Genomic DNA, 15204 nt, shown 5'->3' with positions numbered 1-15204 from the left:
AACGCTTTTCCATACAGAGCGATGAGTCATCGGCCACAGACTGGTAAACTCGCCACATGACTGCATGCTGGCCGCCGGTATCTCGAGCGACTCATCGAGACATTGCCGGACCACCGCATGCCCGCGCTTTTTCAGCCCGGCGATTGTCCGGGCGTTCGAGGTGAACAGTGACCATTCGATTCATCGCCGCCTCGCGGCTGCCAACGCCCTGGGCGACCTTCACCATGCACGGTTTCGAGGATGAGACCACCGGCAAGGACCACATCGCTCTGACTCTGGGCGACATCGATGACGGCGCGCCGGTGCTGGGCCGCGTGCATTCCGAGTGCCTGACCGGCGACGCCCTCTTCTCGATGCGCTGTGACTGCGGCTATCAGCTGCAGGAAGCGCTCAAGCGCATTGCCGCCGAAGGCCGCGGCGTGCTGCTCTATCTGCGTCAGGAAGGCCGCGGCATCGGCCTGCTCAACAAGATTCGCGCCTATGAGCTGCAGGATGGCGGCGCCGATACCGTCGAAGCCAATGAGCGCCTCGGCTTCGGGGCTGACATGCGCCGCTACGATATCTGTGTGCCGATGCTGGAGCATCTCGGCGTCAGCACTCTCAAGCTGATGACCAACAACCCGCGCAAGGTCGATGCCCTGACCCGTGATGGTGTCACCATCAGTGAGCGCCAGCCGATCACCACCGGCCTGAATCCGCACAACGAGCACTATCTCTCGACCAAGGCGGGCAAGCTGGGCCACATGATGGCACTGGATGATTTCACCCAGGCAAGCGACGTGGATATCGAGCGCAGCGAGTAGCCGCGCGCAGGGGGAGCCTGATTGGTTCCCCCTTCCTTATATAGGCAAATTGACTGGCTGGCGCAGCGAGCGTGACATGACGACGTCACCCGCCAGGGAGTAGGCTGGAGTCGAACCCGCGCCGGAGACATCGCCATGCGCAAAGACTCAACGGCTGCATCATCACAGCCTTCTTCATCGCAACCTCAGTCATCACAGCCTTCGTCAACACAGCCCGCCTCGACACCTCCTCAGGCATCCCCCTCTTCCAGCGCATCGCCTGTCGATGACGCGGATTCACGCGACACCTCCGCGACACCTGCTCTCTATACCCAGCTGGAGGAATGGCTGCACAGCGCCAGCCACGGCATCGGTGCCGTCATGGGCCTCGTCGGCATGATCGTGCTGATCGTGATGACCAGCCTCGCTGCCGAAGTCGACCCCTGGAAGATCGTCAGCGTCAGCCTCTACGGCCTGACCCTGGTGGTGCTGTATGCGGCCTCGACGCTCTATCACGGTATCCGTCATCCACGCCTGAAATATGCCTTCCAGCTGCTGGATCACTGCGCCATCTATCTACTGATCGCCGGCACCTATACGCCTTTCCTGCTGGTCAATCTTCGCGGCCCGACCGGCTGGACACTGTTCGCCATCATCTGGTCGCTCGCGCTGGGCGGCATCTTCCTCAAGCTGCGCTGGCCTGAACGCTTCAGCGCCCTGCGCGTGAGCGTCTATCTGCTGATGGGCTGGTTGATCGTGTTCGCCTCGCCGATACTGGTCGAGAAGCTCTCCGAGACGGGGCTCATCCTGCTGGTCGCCGGTGGCATCACCTATACCCTGGGCGTGATCTTCTTTCTGATGACGCGCCTGCGCTATCACCACGCCATCTGGCACCTGTTCGTGCTTGGCGGCAGTACCTGCCACTTCTTCGCCATCTATACCGCAGTGCTGCCGTATTCCGTATGACGTGATCGAGGCCGCCACGCTGGCCGGTGCTCTTGAGCACACCGGCTTGAAAGCACAGGTTTGAGAACACGGCACTGAGAACACGGGCAAGCCACCTCAAAAAAGCGGGAAGGGTCGTCATGACCCTTCCCGCTTTTTTTCGCGATTTTTTGACGCTTCAGGGCTCGTCTCTCACAGGGCTATCTCCCTGAGGGGCAAAGACCGGCAAACGATACCGGGTACCACGCCCGACACCGTAGCTTTCCAGTACCTGCTTGGCGGTCAGATCGGCGAGATCGCGGGCGGCGGTAGGGTCGGAGGTATCGACCAGGGCGCGGTATTCGGCGCGCCCCACGCCCTCTTCGTCATCTCGCTCCAACAATGTCAGTACCAGCTCGCGCTGGCGGGCATTCAGCGGCGTACGCGCGTGCTCCAGCCACAGTCGCTCGGCACGCTGGACGCGCTGGTAATGGAAGGCCGTCCGACGACCGGCGTCGCGCAGACGCAAAAGCCACCACTCGGCCCAGACATTCATGTCACCGGGCGCTGCATCCTCCACCTCACCATTGAGCGCGCGATCCAGCTGCGGCGGCAGCTGATGGCCGCTGGCCGAGGTCTGGGGCTTGCCGAGATAACGCTGCTCCAGCTCGCGCAATTCATCCTGATGCTCGAGCACCACCGAGAACAGCGCCTGGCGGCGCCAGCAGAGTTGCTCCAGCGCTTCCGGCTCCCAGCGCTCGGCGGCCTTGCCGACAAACTCGCCCTGCTGCTGCAACGCGGCCAGGGCATCGATTCGTGTCAGCCAGCGCATCAGCAGCAAGCGCCCGATCAAGCCGTTGCCCAAGGCCAGCGGTGCGAGCGCCTGCCAGTGCGCATGCAGCTGCAGGGCATTCAACACCCCTGAGTTATCCACATCCGGCTCTTCCGTCGCCAGACGCTGCCAGAAGACATCCAGCTCCCGGTCCAGCGCATCGGGGTTCTCCGCCGGAGCGCGATAACGCAAGCGCTTGAGACCGTAACGACCGCTGACCGCTTCGTAGCGCGCCTCGCGCCATGCACCGAGTGGCTGACCACTGCTGCGCGGCAGGAAAGGCCCCAGACGCCGATGCCACTCGAGCACCTGTTGGCGGGTCAGCGGCTGGAATGCCGTGCGCACGACTTCCAGCGTCACATCCACGAAGACGTCGACGCCAGGCGCCGGCCCGCGCGGTGACTCCTGATGGCCGGACTCCAGCCCCAGCGCCTGATACAGCGCATCACGCAACGCCGCCCGCCCGAGCACCACGCCGGACAGCTGGGCACTGGCTTCCATCTCTTCGCTGAGGAGCGTCGCCTCGAGACGCAGGCGTTGTCGGGGATAGAGATTCTGCCCCTGAGCGACCAGCGGCGACATCACCGCCTGGGTCGCCGCCAACTGCCCCATCAAGGGCATGACCTCCAACCGCCCCCGTGGCCAGTCAGGCTGCTGCCAGATCCACATAAGTTGTTATTCCCATTGAGGTTTTCACTAACATCTTATCAAAAAGATCCGCAATAAACCACATATCGAATCAATTAATGATGCGCAAAACAGACAGGATGCGCTCATCGCTTTTGCTTTGATCAATATCATGTCATGAAAATCTAATAAACCTCTCAACCCCATGATTTCCATCGGATATGTCGCCACTCACATCGCATGAGTGCTGCCCTCGACCTCATCAAGATCAATAGTTGACCATCATGACGAAAACAACCAATTACCGAATCATGAGAAGATACGCAAAATACTCAACAGCGCATCATTCAGCGCCTGATGGCTAAAACCCATCCTCGATCGATGGCCTGCCTCGCGCCGCCCTGGCCCACCGCCCTGTCTCGAATCGACCTGTCTCGAACCGACCTGAGTCAGCCCGCCACCAGACAGCCTGGGGCGCGCCCCAGACGGTTGACGCCGCTGAACGAGCAAGGCGACCTCTCAACCTCGTCAGGCGCCCTGCAAGCGCCTCTGAGGCCCAGAAACGCAAAAGGCGCCACCCTGATATCAGGATGGCGCCTCGTGGCGTGTGCGCGCTCTCAGCGCGCTTTCATGACGTCATTGCAGTACATGCAGGCCAGATCAGCCCGTCAGCTTGGCCTGTGGCGGCGTTCGATGACGTTGCCGGCAACAGGGCTCAGTGTTGCTGACGCTCCTCGGCGGCCTGTTGCTCGCGCTGACGGGCCCGCTCGTAAGCAGGACGCACCCGCACCTCTTCGCCCCATTGCTCAAGCACGGCCGGCAGAGGTTGCCCGGCCATCTGCGCCCAGCTGAGGGTCTGGGCGAGGAAGATATCGGCGACACTGAATTCATCGGCCACCAGCCAGCCCTGGCCATCGAAGCGGCGCTGAAGTGCCTTGAGAGCACGCTGGAATTCCCATTGGGCTGTCTGCTTGATGGCATCACAGCGCTGGTCCTCCGGCAGCGCGAAGGTGTGCTTGGCCAATGTCCACAGCGGCTGCTCAAGCTCGGTGGTCAGGAAACTGAGCCATTGATCCATCTGTGCCTGCCCGGCCAGCGATTGTGGCAGCAGGCGCCCTTCTCGCGCCGCCAGGTAGCGACAGATGGCACTGGACTCGAACAGGGCCAGCTCACCATCCACCAGGGCTGGCGCCTTGCCATCGGGATGAATGGCCAGGTATTCAGGGCTGTGCCCCTCACCGGCCTTCAGATCCAGACTATGAATCCGGTAATCGAGCCCCAGCTCCTCGAGCGTCCAGGCGACCCGCAGCGAGCGGGAATTCGGGTAGCTGTAGAGAGTCAACATGGTCGGGCGCACTCCGTGGCGTTGCGGTGGTGACTGGCGCAGGTGAAAGCTTTCGCGCCAGTCAGGCCCTGGCTGCTTGAGCAGAGGGCTTGATGGTCATCCAGCATGGGCGGGAAGTCGCTGAGTTTCCATGCATCATTCGCCGTCTCGGCGCAGGCAGTCACGCAACGAAAAACGCCTGTGGACAACTCGAACTCTCGAGTCATCCACAGGCGTTTCGGTATTGCATGCCACCAGGATCAGCCGCCGAGGCGAGCCTCGATACTTGCGCGGATGCCGGCGGCATCCAGACCGCAGTCACGCAGCAGCTCGACCGGCTTGCCATGCTCGACGAAGCCATCCGGCAGCCCCAGCAGCAACATGGGCTGAGCCAGTCCCGCGTTCAGGTAGAGCTCGGCCACGCCGGCTCCCGCGCCACCCGCGATGGCATTCTCTTCGACGGTCACGACCAGGTCGTGCTCCGCGGCGATCTCGAGCAATGCCTCACGGTCCAGCGGCTTGATGGAGCGCAGATTGAAGTGGGTCGCGTCCAGCGCCTCGGCGACTTCCTCCACCGGCGTGTTCATGCTGCCCACGGCGACGATGGCGACACGCACCTCGGGGCTGCCGCTGATACGACGACGGTATTCCCCCTGACCGATGGCCATTGGCGTCAGGTCGGCATCGGTGGCCACCCCCGGCCCGGTACCGCGCGGATAGCGCACTGCGGCAGGCCCGGAGTGGGCCAGTGCCGCGCTCAGCATGCCACGGCACTCGGCTTCATCGGCCGGCGCCATCAGCACCAGCTCCGGCACGCAGCGCAGGAACGACATGTCCAGGCTGCCGTGATGCGTCGGGCCGTCTTCGCCGACCAGACCGGCACGATCGATGGCAAAGGTCACGTCCAGTTTCTGCACCGCGACATCGTGGATCAGCTGATCATAGCCACGCTGCAGGAAGGTGGAATAGATCGCCACCACCGGCTTCATGCCTTCACAGGCCATGCCCGCTGCTACTGTTACCGCGTGCTGCTCCGCGATGGCGACATCGTAGTAGCGATCAGGATATTCCTTCGAGAAACGCACCAGATCCGAGCCTTCCCGCATGGCCGGCGTGATGCCGATGACGCGCGCATCCGCGGCGGCGGCATCACACAGCCAGTTGCCGAAGACGCTGCAGTATTTCTGCGGCTTGGGAGCCGGTGCGTCGGTGACGGCAGGCGCCTGCTCGGCTGCCTGAGGCGCGGCCTTCTCGAGCTTGGTGATGGCGTGATAACCGATCGGGTCACGCTCCGCCGGCAGGAAGCCCTTGCCCTTGCGCGTCACCACATGCAGGAACTGCGGGCCATCCAGATCACGCATGTTGCGCAACGTCTGCACCAGCGCCGGCAGGTCATGGCCGTCGATGGGGCCGATGTAGTTGAAGCCCATCTCCTCGAACAGCGTCGCCGGGCTGATGAAGCCCTTCATGTGCTCTTCGGTACGCTTGGCAAGCTCCAGCGCACCCGGCAAGGGCGACAGCAGTCGCTTGCCGTTGGCGCGCATCTGGGTATACGGCTTGCTGGCCAGAATACGTGCCAGATAGCTTGCCAGGCCGCCGACGTTCTCGGAGATCGACATCTCGTTGTCGTTGAGCACGACCAGCATATTGGCCTTCACGTGCCCGGCATGCGCCAGTGCCTCGAACGCCATGCCAGCCGTCAGGGCACCATCGCCGATCACCGCACAGGCGCGCCGTGACTCACCCGCTGTGCGGGCGCCGAGCGCCATGCCCAGCGCCGCACTGATCGAGGTGCTGGAATGGCCCACCCCGAAGGTGTCGAACTCGCTCTCGGCACGCTTGGGGAAGGCAGACAGGCCGTTGTACTGGCGCATGCTGTACATGGCTTCACGACGGCCGGTCAGAATCTTGTGCGGATAGGCCTGATGACCCACGTCCCACACCAGACGGTCATGAGGCGTTTCCAGCGCATGGTGGAGGGCCACGGTCAGCTCGACCACACCGAGCCCGGCACCGAAGTGCCCGCCGGTACAGCCGACGCTGTACAGCAGGTAGGCGCGCAGTTCGTCAGCCAATTGGCGCAGCTGTGCCGCGCTCATGGCGCGCAGCGCTTGAGGTGTCTCGACCGCATCGAGCAGTGGCGTCGCGGGGCGCGCCTGAGGTATCTCGTCAAACAGCTTCATAGGCGTCAGGAATCAGTGGTCTCGCTCGATCATGTAGCGCGCCAGCACCGCGAGTGGCTCTGCGGCCTCTCCCAACGGTGCCAGGGCATCCAGGGCCTCTTGCAGTAGCTGACCTGCTCGCTCTTGAGCACCTTCGAGTCCAAGCAGCGAGGGGTAGGTCGGCTTGTCGCGCGCAGCGTCAGCACCGGCCGTCTTGCCAAGCGTTGCGGTGTCGCCCGTCACGTCCAGGATGTCATCCTGGATCTGGAAGGCCAGGCCGATAGCCGAAGCGTAGCGCTCCAGGGCGGCCAGACGCGAATCCTGCTCGTCGACTGCCACCAATCCGCCCAGACGGACCGCGGCGCGAATCAGCGCGCCGGTCTTGTAGGCATGCATGCGTGACAGCGCCTCTACCTCGCGGAACTGGCCGACCGCCTCAAGATCCAGCGCCTGACCGGCCACCATCCCGCGCCGCCCGGAGGCCTCGGCCAGGGTACGCACCAGGGCAGGTGTCCGTACATGGCCGGTCGTCGCCATCACTTCGAAGGAGAGCGTCAACAGGGCATCGCCCGCGAGAATGGCGGTCGCCTCATCGAAGGCGCGATGCACGGTGGGACGGCCACGACGCAGGTCGTCATCGTCCATGGCCGGCAGGTCATCATGGACCAGCGAATAGGCATGCACCAATTCAAGCGCCGCTGCCGCCGCGTCCAGCGCAGCGCGGTCAGCGGCCTCTTCATCGCAGCCCAGGGCACGACCCACCGCATACAGCAGCACGGGGCGCAGACGCTTGCCGCCACCCAGCACGCTGTAGCGCATGGCGTCCTCGAGACGCTCACTCACCGCCGCACTGCCGGGAGTCAACAACGCCTCAAGCACGGCCTCACTGCGCGCCTGTCCAGAGCGGATCAGCTCGCTGGCCTGCGATGCAGTCGGCGTGACTTGCGTATTCAATCCACCTGACATCACCAGTCCTTCTCCTCGTCCGCTTCACCCGCCATGCTGCCTGCGGCATCGGGCGCCGTAAACGCCGTGGGCGTCAGCGTCCCCTCCGGGCCTTCCACCAATGCCTGCAGGCGCAACTCGGCGCTGTCGAGCCGCTGCTGCGCCTCGCGCGCCAGACTCACGCCCTCTTCAAAAGCGCCCAGTGACGCTTCCAGCGACATGTCGCCAGCCTCGAGCCGCGTCACCAACCCTTCAAGACGGGCCAGGGTGGCGGCGAAATCCTGTGGCACTTCCTTTTCGGCCATGGGTGCTCTCGCTCATCCGACCGGGCGGGCCCGGTGTCTCTGTGTGGAGCGCCAGTATAACCCGAAGGGCTTCACGACGCTGCCCACCCCCTGCGCACGGAGGAAGAGTCACATCAAACGGCTGTGCTGTGAATTTTTCATGCCCGGCACGCGGACATTTCATCCGGAGGCCCCGTCGGCTGTGATATTCTTTGCTCCCCTGTTGACAGCACGCCCCGCTGTTTCTCTGGCATTTTCTTGAGGTGTGACACGCCAGCAGGTCATGAAAAAGACCAAACGAACAGAAACGCCGGCATGACCGGCGAGAGGGTTGATCCGACAATGGCCAAGACGTCCCTGGACAAGAGCAAGATCAAGATTCTATTGCTCGAGGGTGTCCACCAATCCGCCGTGGATAATTTCCTCAACGCGGGTTACACCAACATCGAACTGCTTCAGACCTCGCTGGCCGAGGAAGAACTGATCGAGAAGATCCGCGATGTGCACTTCATCGGCATTCGTTCCCGCACTCAGCTCAACGAGCGCGTGATCTCCGCTGCCGAGAAGCTCACCGCCATCGGCTGCTTCTGTATCGGCACCAACCAGGTCGACCTGGAAGCCGCACTGAAGCGCGGCATTCCCGTGTTCAACGCGCCCTACTCCAACACTCGCTCGGTCGCCGAGCTGGTACTGGCCGAAGCCATCATGCTGATGCGCGGCGTGCCGGAGAAGAGCGCCAAGGCACATCGTGGCCAGTGGATGAAATCCGCCAAGAACAGCCATGAAGTCCGCGGCAAGACGCTGGGCATCGTGGGCTACGGCAGCATCGGTTCCCAGCTGTCCGTGCTCAGCGAATCCCTGGGCCTGGACGTCATCTACTACGATGCCGTCACCAAGCTCGGCATGGGCAATGCCCGTCAGGTGGCAAGCCTGGAAGAACTGCTGGCGCGCGCTGACATCGTCACGCTGCATGTGCCGGAAATCCCCTCCACCAAGTGGATGATGGGCAAGCAGCAGTTCGCGCTGATGAAGCAGAACAGCGTCTTCATCAATGCGGCACGCGGCACCACCGTCGTCATCGAAGACCTGGCCGAAGCCCTCTCCAGCGGCAAGCTGCTGGGCGCCGCCATCGACGTCTTCCCGGTAGAGCCGAAAGGCAACGGCGAAGAGTTCGTGTCTCCGCTGCGCGAGTTCGACAATGTCATCCTGACGCCGCACGTCGGTGGCTCCACCATGGAAGCCCAGGAAAACATCGGTGTCGAAGTCGCCGAGAAGCTGGTGACCTACTCCGACAACGGCACCACCATCGGCTCGGTCAACTTCCCGGAAGTCGCCCTGCCGGCGCACCCGGAAAAGCACCGTCTGCTGCATATCCACGACAACGTCCCGGGCGTGCTGTCACGCATCAACCAGGTGCTGTCCGAGGAAGGCATCAACATCTCTGGCCAGTACCTGCAGACCAACAACACGGTCGGCTATGTGGTCATCGATGTCGACAAGGCCTACGGCAAGAAAGCGCTCGAAGCGCTCAAGACCGTCGACCATACCCTGCGTATCCGGACCCTTTACTCGGAAGCTGATTTCGAGAACTGAGTCCGTGCTCTGCTTCATGGCCGTGGAGCAGAGGGCAGGCAAATGAAAACGCCGCAGCCAGAAATGGCTGCGGCGTTTTTTTGTACCGGATTACCAGGCGCGTTGCTCGTCCCGTGCCTTGCGTCCCACTCCCCTCTGTCATGCCTCCGTCATGCCTCAGCCGGTTCCCCATAGACTGGCAAAGCCGGGCCAAGACCAGGGGCGTGTTTCACGTGGAACATCTTGATTCCTCGTAAAACACCCTCTGAATCAGATAGTTGAGAACAGGTGCCCAGTTGAAACTTCTTCTCTTAGCGCTCTGACAATGGCGTGCCAGCGACGGCCCAGTTTTCCGGCTCCACTTCCTGCAACACCACCCAGACGGACTGCTCACGCACACCCAGCACGCGAGCCGTCTCGCGAGTCAACGCCTCCACCAGCTCCCGCTTCTGTTCCTGTGTCTTGCCCGTCAGAAATTCTGCACGAATCATTGGCATGGTTTTCTCTCCTTGTTGTTCAGATCTTTTTTAGCGTGTGCCTGGCCAGCCTCGACTCGCTATTGCCACAGCCGCCTTATGACGCTGCGGACAATGTTCCACGTGAAACATCTGCCGGCAGCAAAGAGCGCAGCCCAGCGATGTCAGTCTGCGGCATAGGCTGGTAAAGAAATTGGCTGCTTTACGAAAAAGCAGCCAATTCTCTCCATACGTCATTCAAAAAATCGCCTGGCTATCAGTCTGTTGGCGCGCTTTAGCCAAATATCACAAGCATCATGTTCCACGTGAAACACTGCTTAGGCGTAGCAGGAATCACCCAGCAGCACCTCTTCGACGCGACCGTTCAACAGCATGCCAAGCAGCGGCGTGTTATGGCCGGCACTGACCAGCGTCTCGCTTGAGACACGCCATTCCTGTTCCATATCGATCACCGCCAGATCACAGTACTCGCCCACTTCCAGCATGCCGCCCTTGAGTCCGAAGCGTCTGGCACTGAACGTCAATGTCTCGATCAGGCGAGGCAGGCTGAGCAGCTCGGCCTCCACCAGCGCCAGCCCCAGCGGCAGCATGGTTTCCAGGCTGGTCATGCCGGGCTCGGATACTGCGAAGGGCGCGCTCTTGGCTGCGGCTTCATGGGGCAGATGATCACTGACGATGGCGTCGATGGTGCCATCGACCACACCGGCCCGCAGCGCATCACGGTCTGCCGCGCTGCGCAGTGGCGGCTCCAGATGGAAGTTGGCGTTGAAGCCTTCCAGCTGCTCATCGGTCCAGTGCAGTTGCGCCATCGACACATCCGCGCTGATATCCAGCCCTCTGGCCTTGGCATCACGTACCAGCTCGACGGCCCGTGCACTGGAGAGCAGCGACACATGCGCCCGTACGCCGGTCTGCTCGATCAACAGCAGCCACTGGGTCAGGGCGACCGTCTCGGCTGATTCCGGAATGCCGGCCAGCCCGAGACGTGAGGCAATGGCGCCCTCATGGGCGCAGCCCTGCCCGGCCAAGGCGGCCTCCTGGGCCTGGAATACGACGGTGATATCAAAGGTCCGCGCGTATTCCAGACAGCGGCGCAGTACGCCGAGATCGCGTATCGGCTGGCGCAGGTTGGTCAGCGCCACGCAGCCTGCGGACTTGAGCGCGGCCATATTGGCGAGCAGATCACCTTCCAGCCCCTGCGTCAGTGCCCCCAGCGGCGCAAGACGCACCCCCGCCACATCACGCGCGCGGTCCAGCAGCGTACGAATATGCGAGGCGCTGTCGAGCACCGGACTGGTGTCGGGGCGCGGCAGGATAGTCGCGTAGCCACCCGCCAGTGCGGCGGACGACTCACTGACCAGACTGCCCTTGTAGCGCGGGCCCGGGTCGCGCAGGTGCGCGCCAAGATCGATGAAGGCCGGCGTGACCAGCTTGCCCGCCAGATCATCGCGCTGCTCGGCACTGAAATCCGCCGGCGCTTCGCCGATCGCGATCAGGCGACCGCCGTCGAGGTGCAGGTCGTACTGGCCATCGCGGCCGTTGGTCGGGTCGATCACCCGTGCATTGATCAGGCTGCGTTTCATGCGCCAGCTCCTCGTGAACGTTCACCCCTGCGCTCGGCGCGCGCCTTCATCTGTCCGGAGACCGCCATCGACAGCACCGCCATGCGCACCGCGATGCCGTTGGTGACCTGATCGAGTATCAGCGAACGCGGGCCATCCGCGACGGCGGATTCGATCTCGACACCCCGGTTGATCGGCCCCGGATGCATCACCACGGCGTCAGGGTGCGCGTGTGCCAGGCTTTCGCGGGTCAGGCCATAGCGGCGGTAGTATTCCGATTCCGAGGGCAGCAGTGCGCCATCCATTCGCTCCTTCTGCAGGCGCAGCATGATGACGACATCAACATCCTTCAGCCCTGCTGCCAGCTCAGTAAAAACTTGGCAGCCCAGCGTCTCGACCCCGATGGGCAGCAGCGTCTGCGGCGCGACCACACGCACCTCCGCTGCGCCCAGCGTATTGAGCGCCTGAATCTGCGAGCGAGCGACGCGTGAATGCAGGATGTCACCGACGATCGCGACGCGCAGATTGGCGAACTCGCCCTTGTGGCGGCGGATGGTCAGCATGTCGAGCATCGCCTGGGTCGGGTGCGCATGACGACCGTCGCCGGCATTGATGATCGCCACATGCGGCGTGATCTGGCTGGCGATGAAGTGCGCCGCACCGGAGTCGCCATGACGCACCACGAAGGCATCCGCCTGCATGGCCTCGAGATTGACCAGGGTATCCATCAGCGACTCGCCCTTGGCGGCCGACGAGGTCTTGATGTCCAGATTGAGCACATCCGCCGACAGACGCTTGGCAGCCAGTTCGAAGGTGGCACGCGTGCGGGTCGAGTTCTCGAAGAACAGGTTGGCCACCGTACGTCCGCGCAGCAACGGCACCTTCTTGACCTCGGCATCGCCGATGCCACGGAAGTGATCGGCGGTGTCGAGAATCTCGGTCAGCACGCTGCGCGGCAGGCCTTCGATATCCAGAAAGTGACGCAGCCGGCCCTGCTCATCCAGCTGGACCTGTGCCGGCGAGGCAGCCCGCACATCCGCGCTGGCCTGCGAGAGATCAAACAGGTTCATGCCGTCACCTCGCCGGTATCGACCAGTGTCAGGCGCAGGTTGTCGGGGCCTTCCAGCTTAATGCGCTTGCCGGGCGCCAGCGCCAGGTTGGCGCCCAGGGCGTCCGGCTGCACCGGCAGCTCACGCCCCGGCAGCTCTACCAGGCAGGCCAGCAGCACGCGGCGCGGACGTCCATAGTCGAACAACTCATTGAGCGCCGCGCGCACGGTACGTCCGCTCATCAGCACATCGTCCACCAGCAGCAGATCGCGGTTCTCGATATCCGGCAGCTGTGACCCCTGGCCGCCATCCGGCAGGCCCTTATGGCCGAAGTCGTCGCGCCAGAAACCGATATCCAGTGTCGCGAGGGGCTCTTCCAGCCCCAGCCGCTCACGCAGTGCCTGGGCGACCCAGACACCGCCGGTATGAATGCCGACCGGAATCAGACGTTCACGATCAAGTTCACGGCGCTCGAACAGCAATTCGAGCTCCTCGGTCATGGCCTCGAGCAGTGCCTCGACCTCTGGCAGTGCCTCATGTTCTTCGTGCATCTCAGACTCTTGCATGGATATCGCTTCCTATCTTCCCTGCCGGATGGCGGCAAACAGACAAAAAAAACCCGCTTCCGGAAAGGAAGCGGGTGGAGTATTCAGTAACCGACAAGGTCGCCCTCGCCTCGCTGGCTTGCAAACCAGCTCTCGAGAATCAGCTGAGCGGCGAGGCCGTCCACGCCATCATCGCGATAATTGCCGCGGTGGCCGCGCTCGCGCGCCAAGCCCTTGGCCGCCTTGGTGGAGCCACGCTCATCCCACATTTCCAGCGGCTTGCCGTAGCGGCCATACAGGCGCTTGCCGAACTTGCGGGCTCGGCTGCACATCAGTGTCTCGCTGCCGTCCAGCTCGAGCGGCAGGCCGACCACGAACAGGTCGGGCTGCCATTCCTCGATCAGGCGATTGACGACATTCCAGTCCGGAATGCCGTCCCGCACATGCAGCGGCACCAGAGGCGTCGCGGTGCCGAGCATCTCGGTACCCACCGCGACACCGATGCGGCGCGTGCCGAAATCGAACGCCAGCGCCGTACGGCTGACTTGCCGCTCAGCCATGCCCGATCTCCCGCGACATCAGATTCATGTCGACGCCCAGCTTGCTGGCAGCCGCTTCGAGACGGGACTCGCTGTCGGCATCGAAGAGGATGCCGCTGTCGCCTTCGACGATCAGCCAGCTGTTTTCCTTCAGCTCGTTGGTGAGCTGGTCCGGCTCCCAGCCAGCGCAGCCGAGGCAGACCATGAAGTCATCAGGGCCTTCGTTGCCGGCTATCGCCTTCAGGATGTCCAACGAGGTGGTCAGCGCCAGCTCGTCGGTCACCTGCAGGCTGGAATCCCACTCGCTGGCCTTGCCACGATGCAGGATGAAGCCGCGGTCCTTGTGGACGGGACCGCCGTAATAGACCACCTCATCGAGGCGTTCACAGCTGTCGGCAGCGATCTCGAGCTGCTCGAACAGACCGCGCATGGTCAGCTTGATCGGCTTGTTGACGATGACACCGAGGGTGCCCTTGTCATCATGATCACAGAGGTAACTGAGCGAGCCGGAAAAATTGTCATCATCGAGATGCGGCATCGCCAGCAGGAAATAGTCTCGCAGACTTTGCATGGTCCTCCCGAGGCGTCAGGGCGCGCCAGAATCGTTGCCGGGGCCGAATCGCCAGATGCGGGTGATGGTCAGCTGGCTCATCCCCTTGAGACTTTCATCAAAGGGCGCATAAGGAGCCGCGCCGTAGACCGTATCCAGAGCCGCCTGGTCGAGTTCAGCATGTCCCGAGGATTGTAACACTTCCGCGAACTCAAGCTGACCGCTGGGCAGCACGACGGCACGAATCCGCAGCTCGCCGCTCAGATGGGCAGGCGCCGGATAGTGCTGATTGCCGAACGCTTGCACCGTGCCGGTCCAATCATTGATATAGCGCGCGCGGGCCGAGGCACGCGCCGCCTTGCGTGAGGCGGTGTCACCCACCACCTCACGCGACTGGCCGGAGGCCTGGATTCGCTGAACGTCCTGCTCGCTGGCCTGCTGTTCGTTGTCCGGCGTATCCGGCAGCAGTTCGGATCGCGTCACCTGCTGTGACGACGCCTGCTGGGTCGCGATGACCTCGGGGATGCGCTCGGGCAGTACCAGCGCCTGCGTGGCCGGGGCCTGGGCTTCTGCCACGGCCGGCTCACTGGCCTCGGACGCACTCTGCTCACCCGGCTGCGGGGGCGCCTGATTGGTTGGCCCGGCCTGCACCGCCGCCTCGCGCCCGCTGCCACTGGCCTGCTGGTCCTGCTCGGCCACCACCTGCGAGTCGACGGCAGTGGTGCTGGCCTGACTGACCAGCGTCACATCGAGCATCACCGGCTTGGGCATCGGCGGCACCTCGGGCGGCGTCAGCAGGCCGCTGCCCAGCAACCACCAGCCGATGACAGCATGGACGGCCAGTGCCGCCCCCCATGCCACCACACGGCGATGCACCCGCGTCACCGGTACATAGGTGATCGGGTCGGTGACGCTATGATTGCCTGCCCACCATTCGACGGGTGCTGCCATACCCCACTCCCTGTCCACGGAACCTCATTGGCAGCTTCGGCTTCCTTGCCGTTTACTGCGAATCCATCGCGGGTCAGCCA

15 protein-coding genes are annotated in these 15204 nt (G+C 63.2%); 3 read left to right on the top strand and 12 right to left on the bottom strand.

Features of this window, described 5'->3' with window-relative positions:
• The first annotated feature begins 167 nt into the window (after window positions 1–167).
• Together ribA and QD208_RS09365 are read left to right on the top strand one after the other, a co-directional pair.
• A complete protein-coding gene (ribA, locus tag QD208_RS09370) occupies window positions 168–803 on the top strand; it encodes a GTP cyclohydrolase II (protein ID WP_043331593.1) in 636 nt (211 codons plus the stop codon).
• A 135-nt stretch (window positions 804–938) separates the two neighbouring features.
• Window positions 939–1748, top strand: coding sequence for a hemolysin III family protein (locus QD208_RS09365; RefSeq protein WP_279836596.1), 810 nt, complete (start codon window positions 939–941; stop codon window positions 1746–1748).
• A gap of 157 nt (window positions 1749–1905) precedes the next feature.
• Here the strand turns inward: QD208_RS09365 and QD208_RS09360 are convergent, their stop codons facing one another.
• The 5 genes from QD208_RS09360 to xseB form a co-directional block, all read right to left on the bottom strand.
• Window positions 1906–3207: a DUF4172 domain-containing protein gene (locus tag QD208_RS09360; RefSeq protein ID WP_279836595.1), complete on the bottom strand. Its 1302-nt coding sequence runs from the start codon at window positions 3205–3207 to the stop codon at window positions 1906–1908.
• A 673-nt stretch (window positions 3208–3880) separates the two neighbouring features.
• Window positions 3881–4510 (bottom strand): glutathione S-transferase family protein, encoded by a 630-nt coding sequence (locus QD208_RS09355; RefSeq protein WP_279836594.1) that lies wholly within the window; start codon window positions 4508–4510, stop codon window positions 3881–3883.
• 239 nt (window positions 4511–4749) lie between these two features.
• Window positions 4750–6672 carry a 1-deoxy-D-xylulose-5-phosphate synthase gene (gene dxs, locus QD208_RS09350; protein ID WP_279836591.1) on the bottom strand — a complete coding sequence of 641 codons (1923 nt, stop codon included), beginning with the start codon at window positions 6670–6672 and terminating at the stop codon, window positions 4750–4752.
• Window positions 6673–6684: 12 nt separating this feature from the next.
• Window positions 6685–7617 (bottom strand): farnesyl diphosphate synthase, encoded by a 933-nt coding sequence (locus QD208_RS09345; RefSeq protein ID WP_054556401.1) that lies wholly within the window; start codon window positions 7615–7617, stop codon window positions 6685–6687.
• Window positions 7617–7901, bottom strand: a complete 285-nt coding sequence (gene xseB / locus QD208_RS09340) for an exodeoxyribonuclease VII small subunit (protein ID WP_279836590.1) — start codon at window positions 7899–7901, stop codon at window positions 7617–7619. Before xseB ends, QD208_RS09345 begins: the two co-directional genes overlap by 1 nt.
• A 321-nt stretch (window positions 7902–8222) precedes the next feature.
• Here xseB and serA point away from each other — a divergent pair, with 321 nt between their 5' ends.
• The gene (serA, locus tag QD208_RS09335; protein WP_043331602.1) at window positions 8223–9473 is read left to right on the top strand and encodes a phosphoglycerate dehydrogenase; all 1251 of its coding nucleotides are present in this window, start codon (window positions 8223–8225) and stop codon (window positions 9471–9473) included.
• Window positions 9474–9763: 290 nt separating this feature from the next.
• On the opposite strand, the gene QD208_RS09330 is transcribed toward serA, so the two are convergent.
• The 7 genes from QD208_RS09330 to QD208_RS09300 form a co-directional block, all read right to left on the bottom strand.
• Entirely contained in the window at window positions 9764–9949 is a 186-nt protein-coding gene (locus tag QD208_RS09330) for a tautomerase family protein (protein WP_043331603.1), read from the bottom strand.
• Between the two features lie 296 nt (window positions 9950–10245).
• Window positions 10246–11511 (bottom strand): dihydroorotase, encoded by a 1266-nt coding sequence (locus tag QD208_RS09325; RefSeq protein WP_279836588.1) that lies wholly within the window; start codon window positions 11509–11511, stop codon window positions 10246–10248.
• A complete protein-coding gene (locus QD208_RS09320; protein ID WP_052384301.1) occupies window positions 11508–12560 on the bottom strand; it encodes an aspartate carbamoyltransferase catalytic subunit in 1053 nt (350 codons plus the stop codon). Before QD208_RS09320 ends, QD208_RS09325 begins: the two co-directional genes overlap by 4 nt.
• Window positions 12557–13090, bottom strand: a complete 534-nt coding sequence (gene pyrR, locus QD208_RS09315; RefSeq protein WP_192839044.1) for a bifunctional pyr operon transcriptional regulator/uracil phosphoribosyltransferase PyrR — start codon at window positions 13088–13090, stop codon at window positions 12557–12559. Before pyrR ends, QD208_RS09320 begins: the two co-directional genes overlap by 4 nt.
• Before the next feature lie 98 nt (window positions 13091–13188).
• Entirely contained in the window at window positions 13189–13644 is a 456-nt protein-coding gene (gene ruvX, locus QD208_RS09310) for a Holliday junction resolvase RuvX (RefSeq protein WP_054556397.1), read from the bottom strand.
• On the bottom strand, window positions 13637–14194 hold the full coding sequence (locus QD208_RS09305) for a YqgE/AlgH family protein (RefSeq protein WP_043331610.1): 558 nt from the start codon (window positions 14192–14194) through the stop codon (window positions 13637–13639). The genes ruvX and QD208_RS09305 overlap by 8 nt, the downstream gene beginning before the upstream one ends.
• 15 nt (window positions 14195–14209) lie before the next feature.
• Complete coding sequence (locus QD208_RS09300; RefSeq protein ID WP_131431099.1) at window positions 14210–15124, bottom strand: TonB family protein; 915 nt, start codon at window positions 15122–15124, stop codon at window positions 14210–14212.
• Between the last annotated feature and the right edge of the window lie 80 nt (window positions 15125–15204).

Source organism: Cobetia sp. 29-18-1 (genome assembly GCF_029846405.1).
Lineage (GTDB): Bacteria > Pseudomonadota > Gammaproteobacteria > Pseudomonadales > Halomonadaceae > Cobetia > Cobetia amphilecti.
The sequence above is the reverse complement of the archived record's forward strand: the minus strand, read 5'-3'. Positions and strand labels throughout refer to the sequence as shown.

Coding starts and splice junctions, on each gene's coding strand:
- xseB (WP_279836590.1), bottom strand. CDS start 7,901: ATGGCCGAAAAGGAAGTGCCACAGGATTTCGCCGCCACCCTGGCCCGT.
- QD208_RS09365 (WP_279836596.1), top strand. CDS start 939: ATGCGCAAAGACTCAACGGCTGCATCATCACAGCCTTCTTCATCGCAA.
- ruvX (WP_054556397.1), bottom strand. CDS start 13,644: ATGGCTGAGCGGCAAGTCAGCCGTACGGCGCTGGCGTTCGATTTCGGC.
- QD208_RS09360 (WP_279836595.1), bottom strand. CDS start 3,207: ATGTGGATCTGGCAGCAGCCTGACTGGCCACGGGGGCGGTTGGAGGTC.
- QD208_RS09325 (WP_279836588.1), bottom strand. CDS start 11,511: ATGAAACGCAGCCTGATCAATGCACGGGTGATCGACCCGACCAACGGC.
- QD208_RS09330 (WP_043331603.1), bottom strand. CDS start 9,949: ATGCCAATGATTCGTGCAGAATTTCTGACGGGCAAGACACAGGAACAG.
- QD208_RS09305 (WP_043331610.1), bottom strand. CDS start 14,194: ATGCAAAGTCTGCGAGACTATTTCCTGCTGGCGATGCCGCATCTCGAT.
- QD208_RS09300 (WP_131431099.1), bottom strand. CDS start 15,124: ATGGCAGCACCCGTCGAATGGTGGGCAGGCAATCATAGCGTCACCGAC.
- QD208_RS09320 (WP_052384301.1), bottom strand. CDS start 12,560: ATGAACCTGTTTGATCTCTCGCAGGCCAGCGCGGATGTGCGGGCTGCC.
- pyrR (WP_192839044.1), bottom strand. CDS start 13,090: ATGCACGAAGAACATGAGGCACTGCCAGAGGTCGAGGCACTGCTCGAG.
- QD208_RS09355 (WP_279836594.1), bottom strand. CDS start 4,510: ATGTTGACTCTCTACAGCTACCCGAATTCCCGCTCGCTGCGGGTCGCC.
- dxs (WP_279836591.1), bottom strand. CDS start 6,672: ATGAAGCTGTTTGACGAGATACCTCAGGCGCGCCCCGCGACGCCACTG.
- serA (WP_043331602.1), top strand. CDS start 8,223: ATGGCCAAGACGTCCCTGGACAAGAGCAAGATCAAGATTCTATTGCTC.
- QD208_RS09345 (WP_054556401.1), bottom strand. CDS start 7,617: ATGTCAGGTGGATTGAATACGCAAGTCACGCCGACTGCATCGCAGGCC.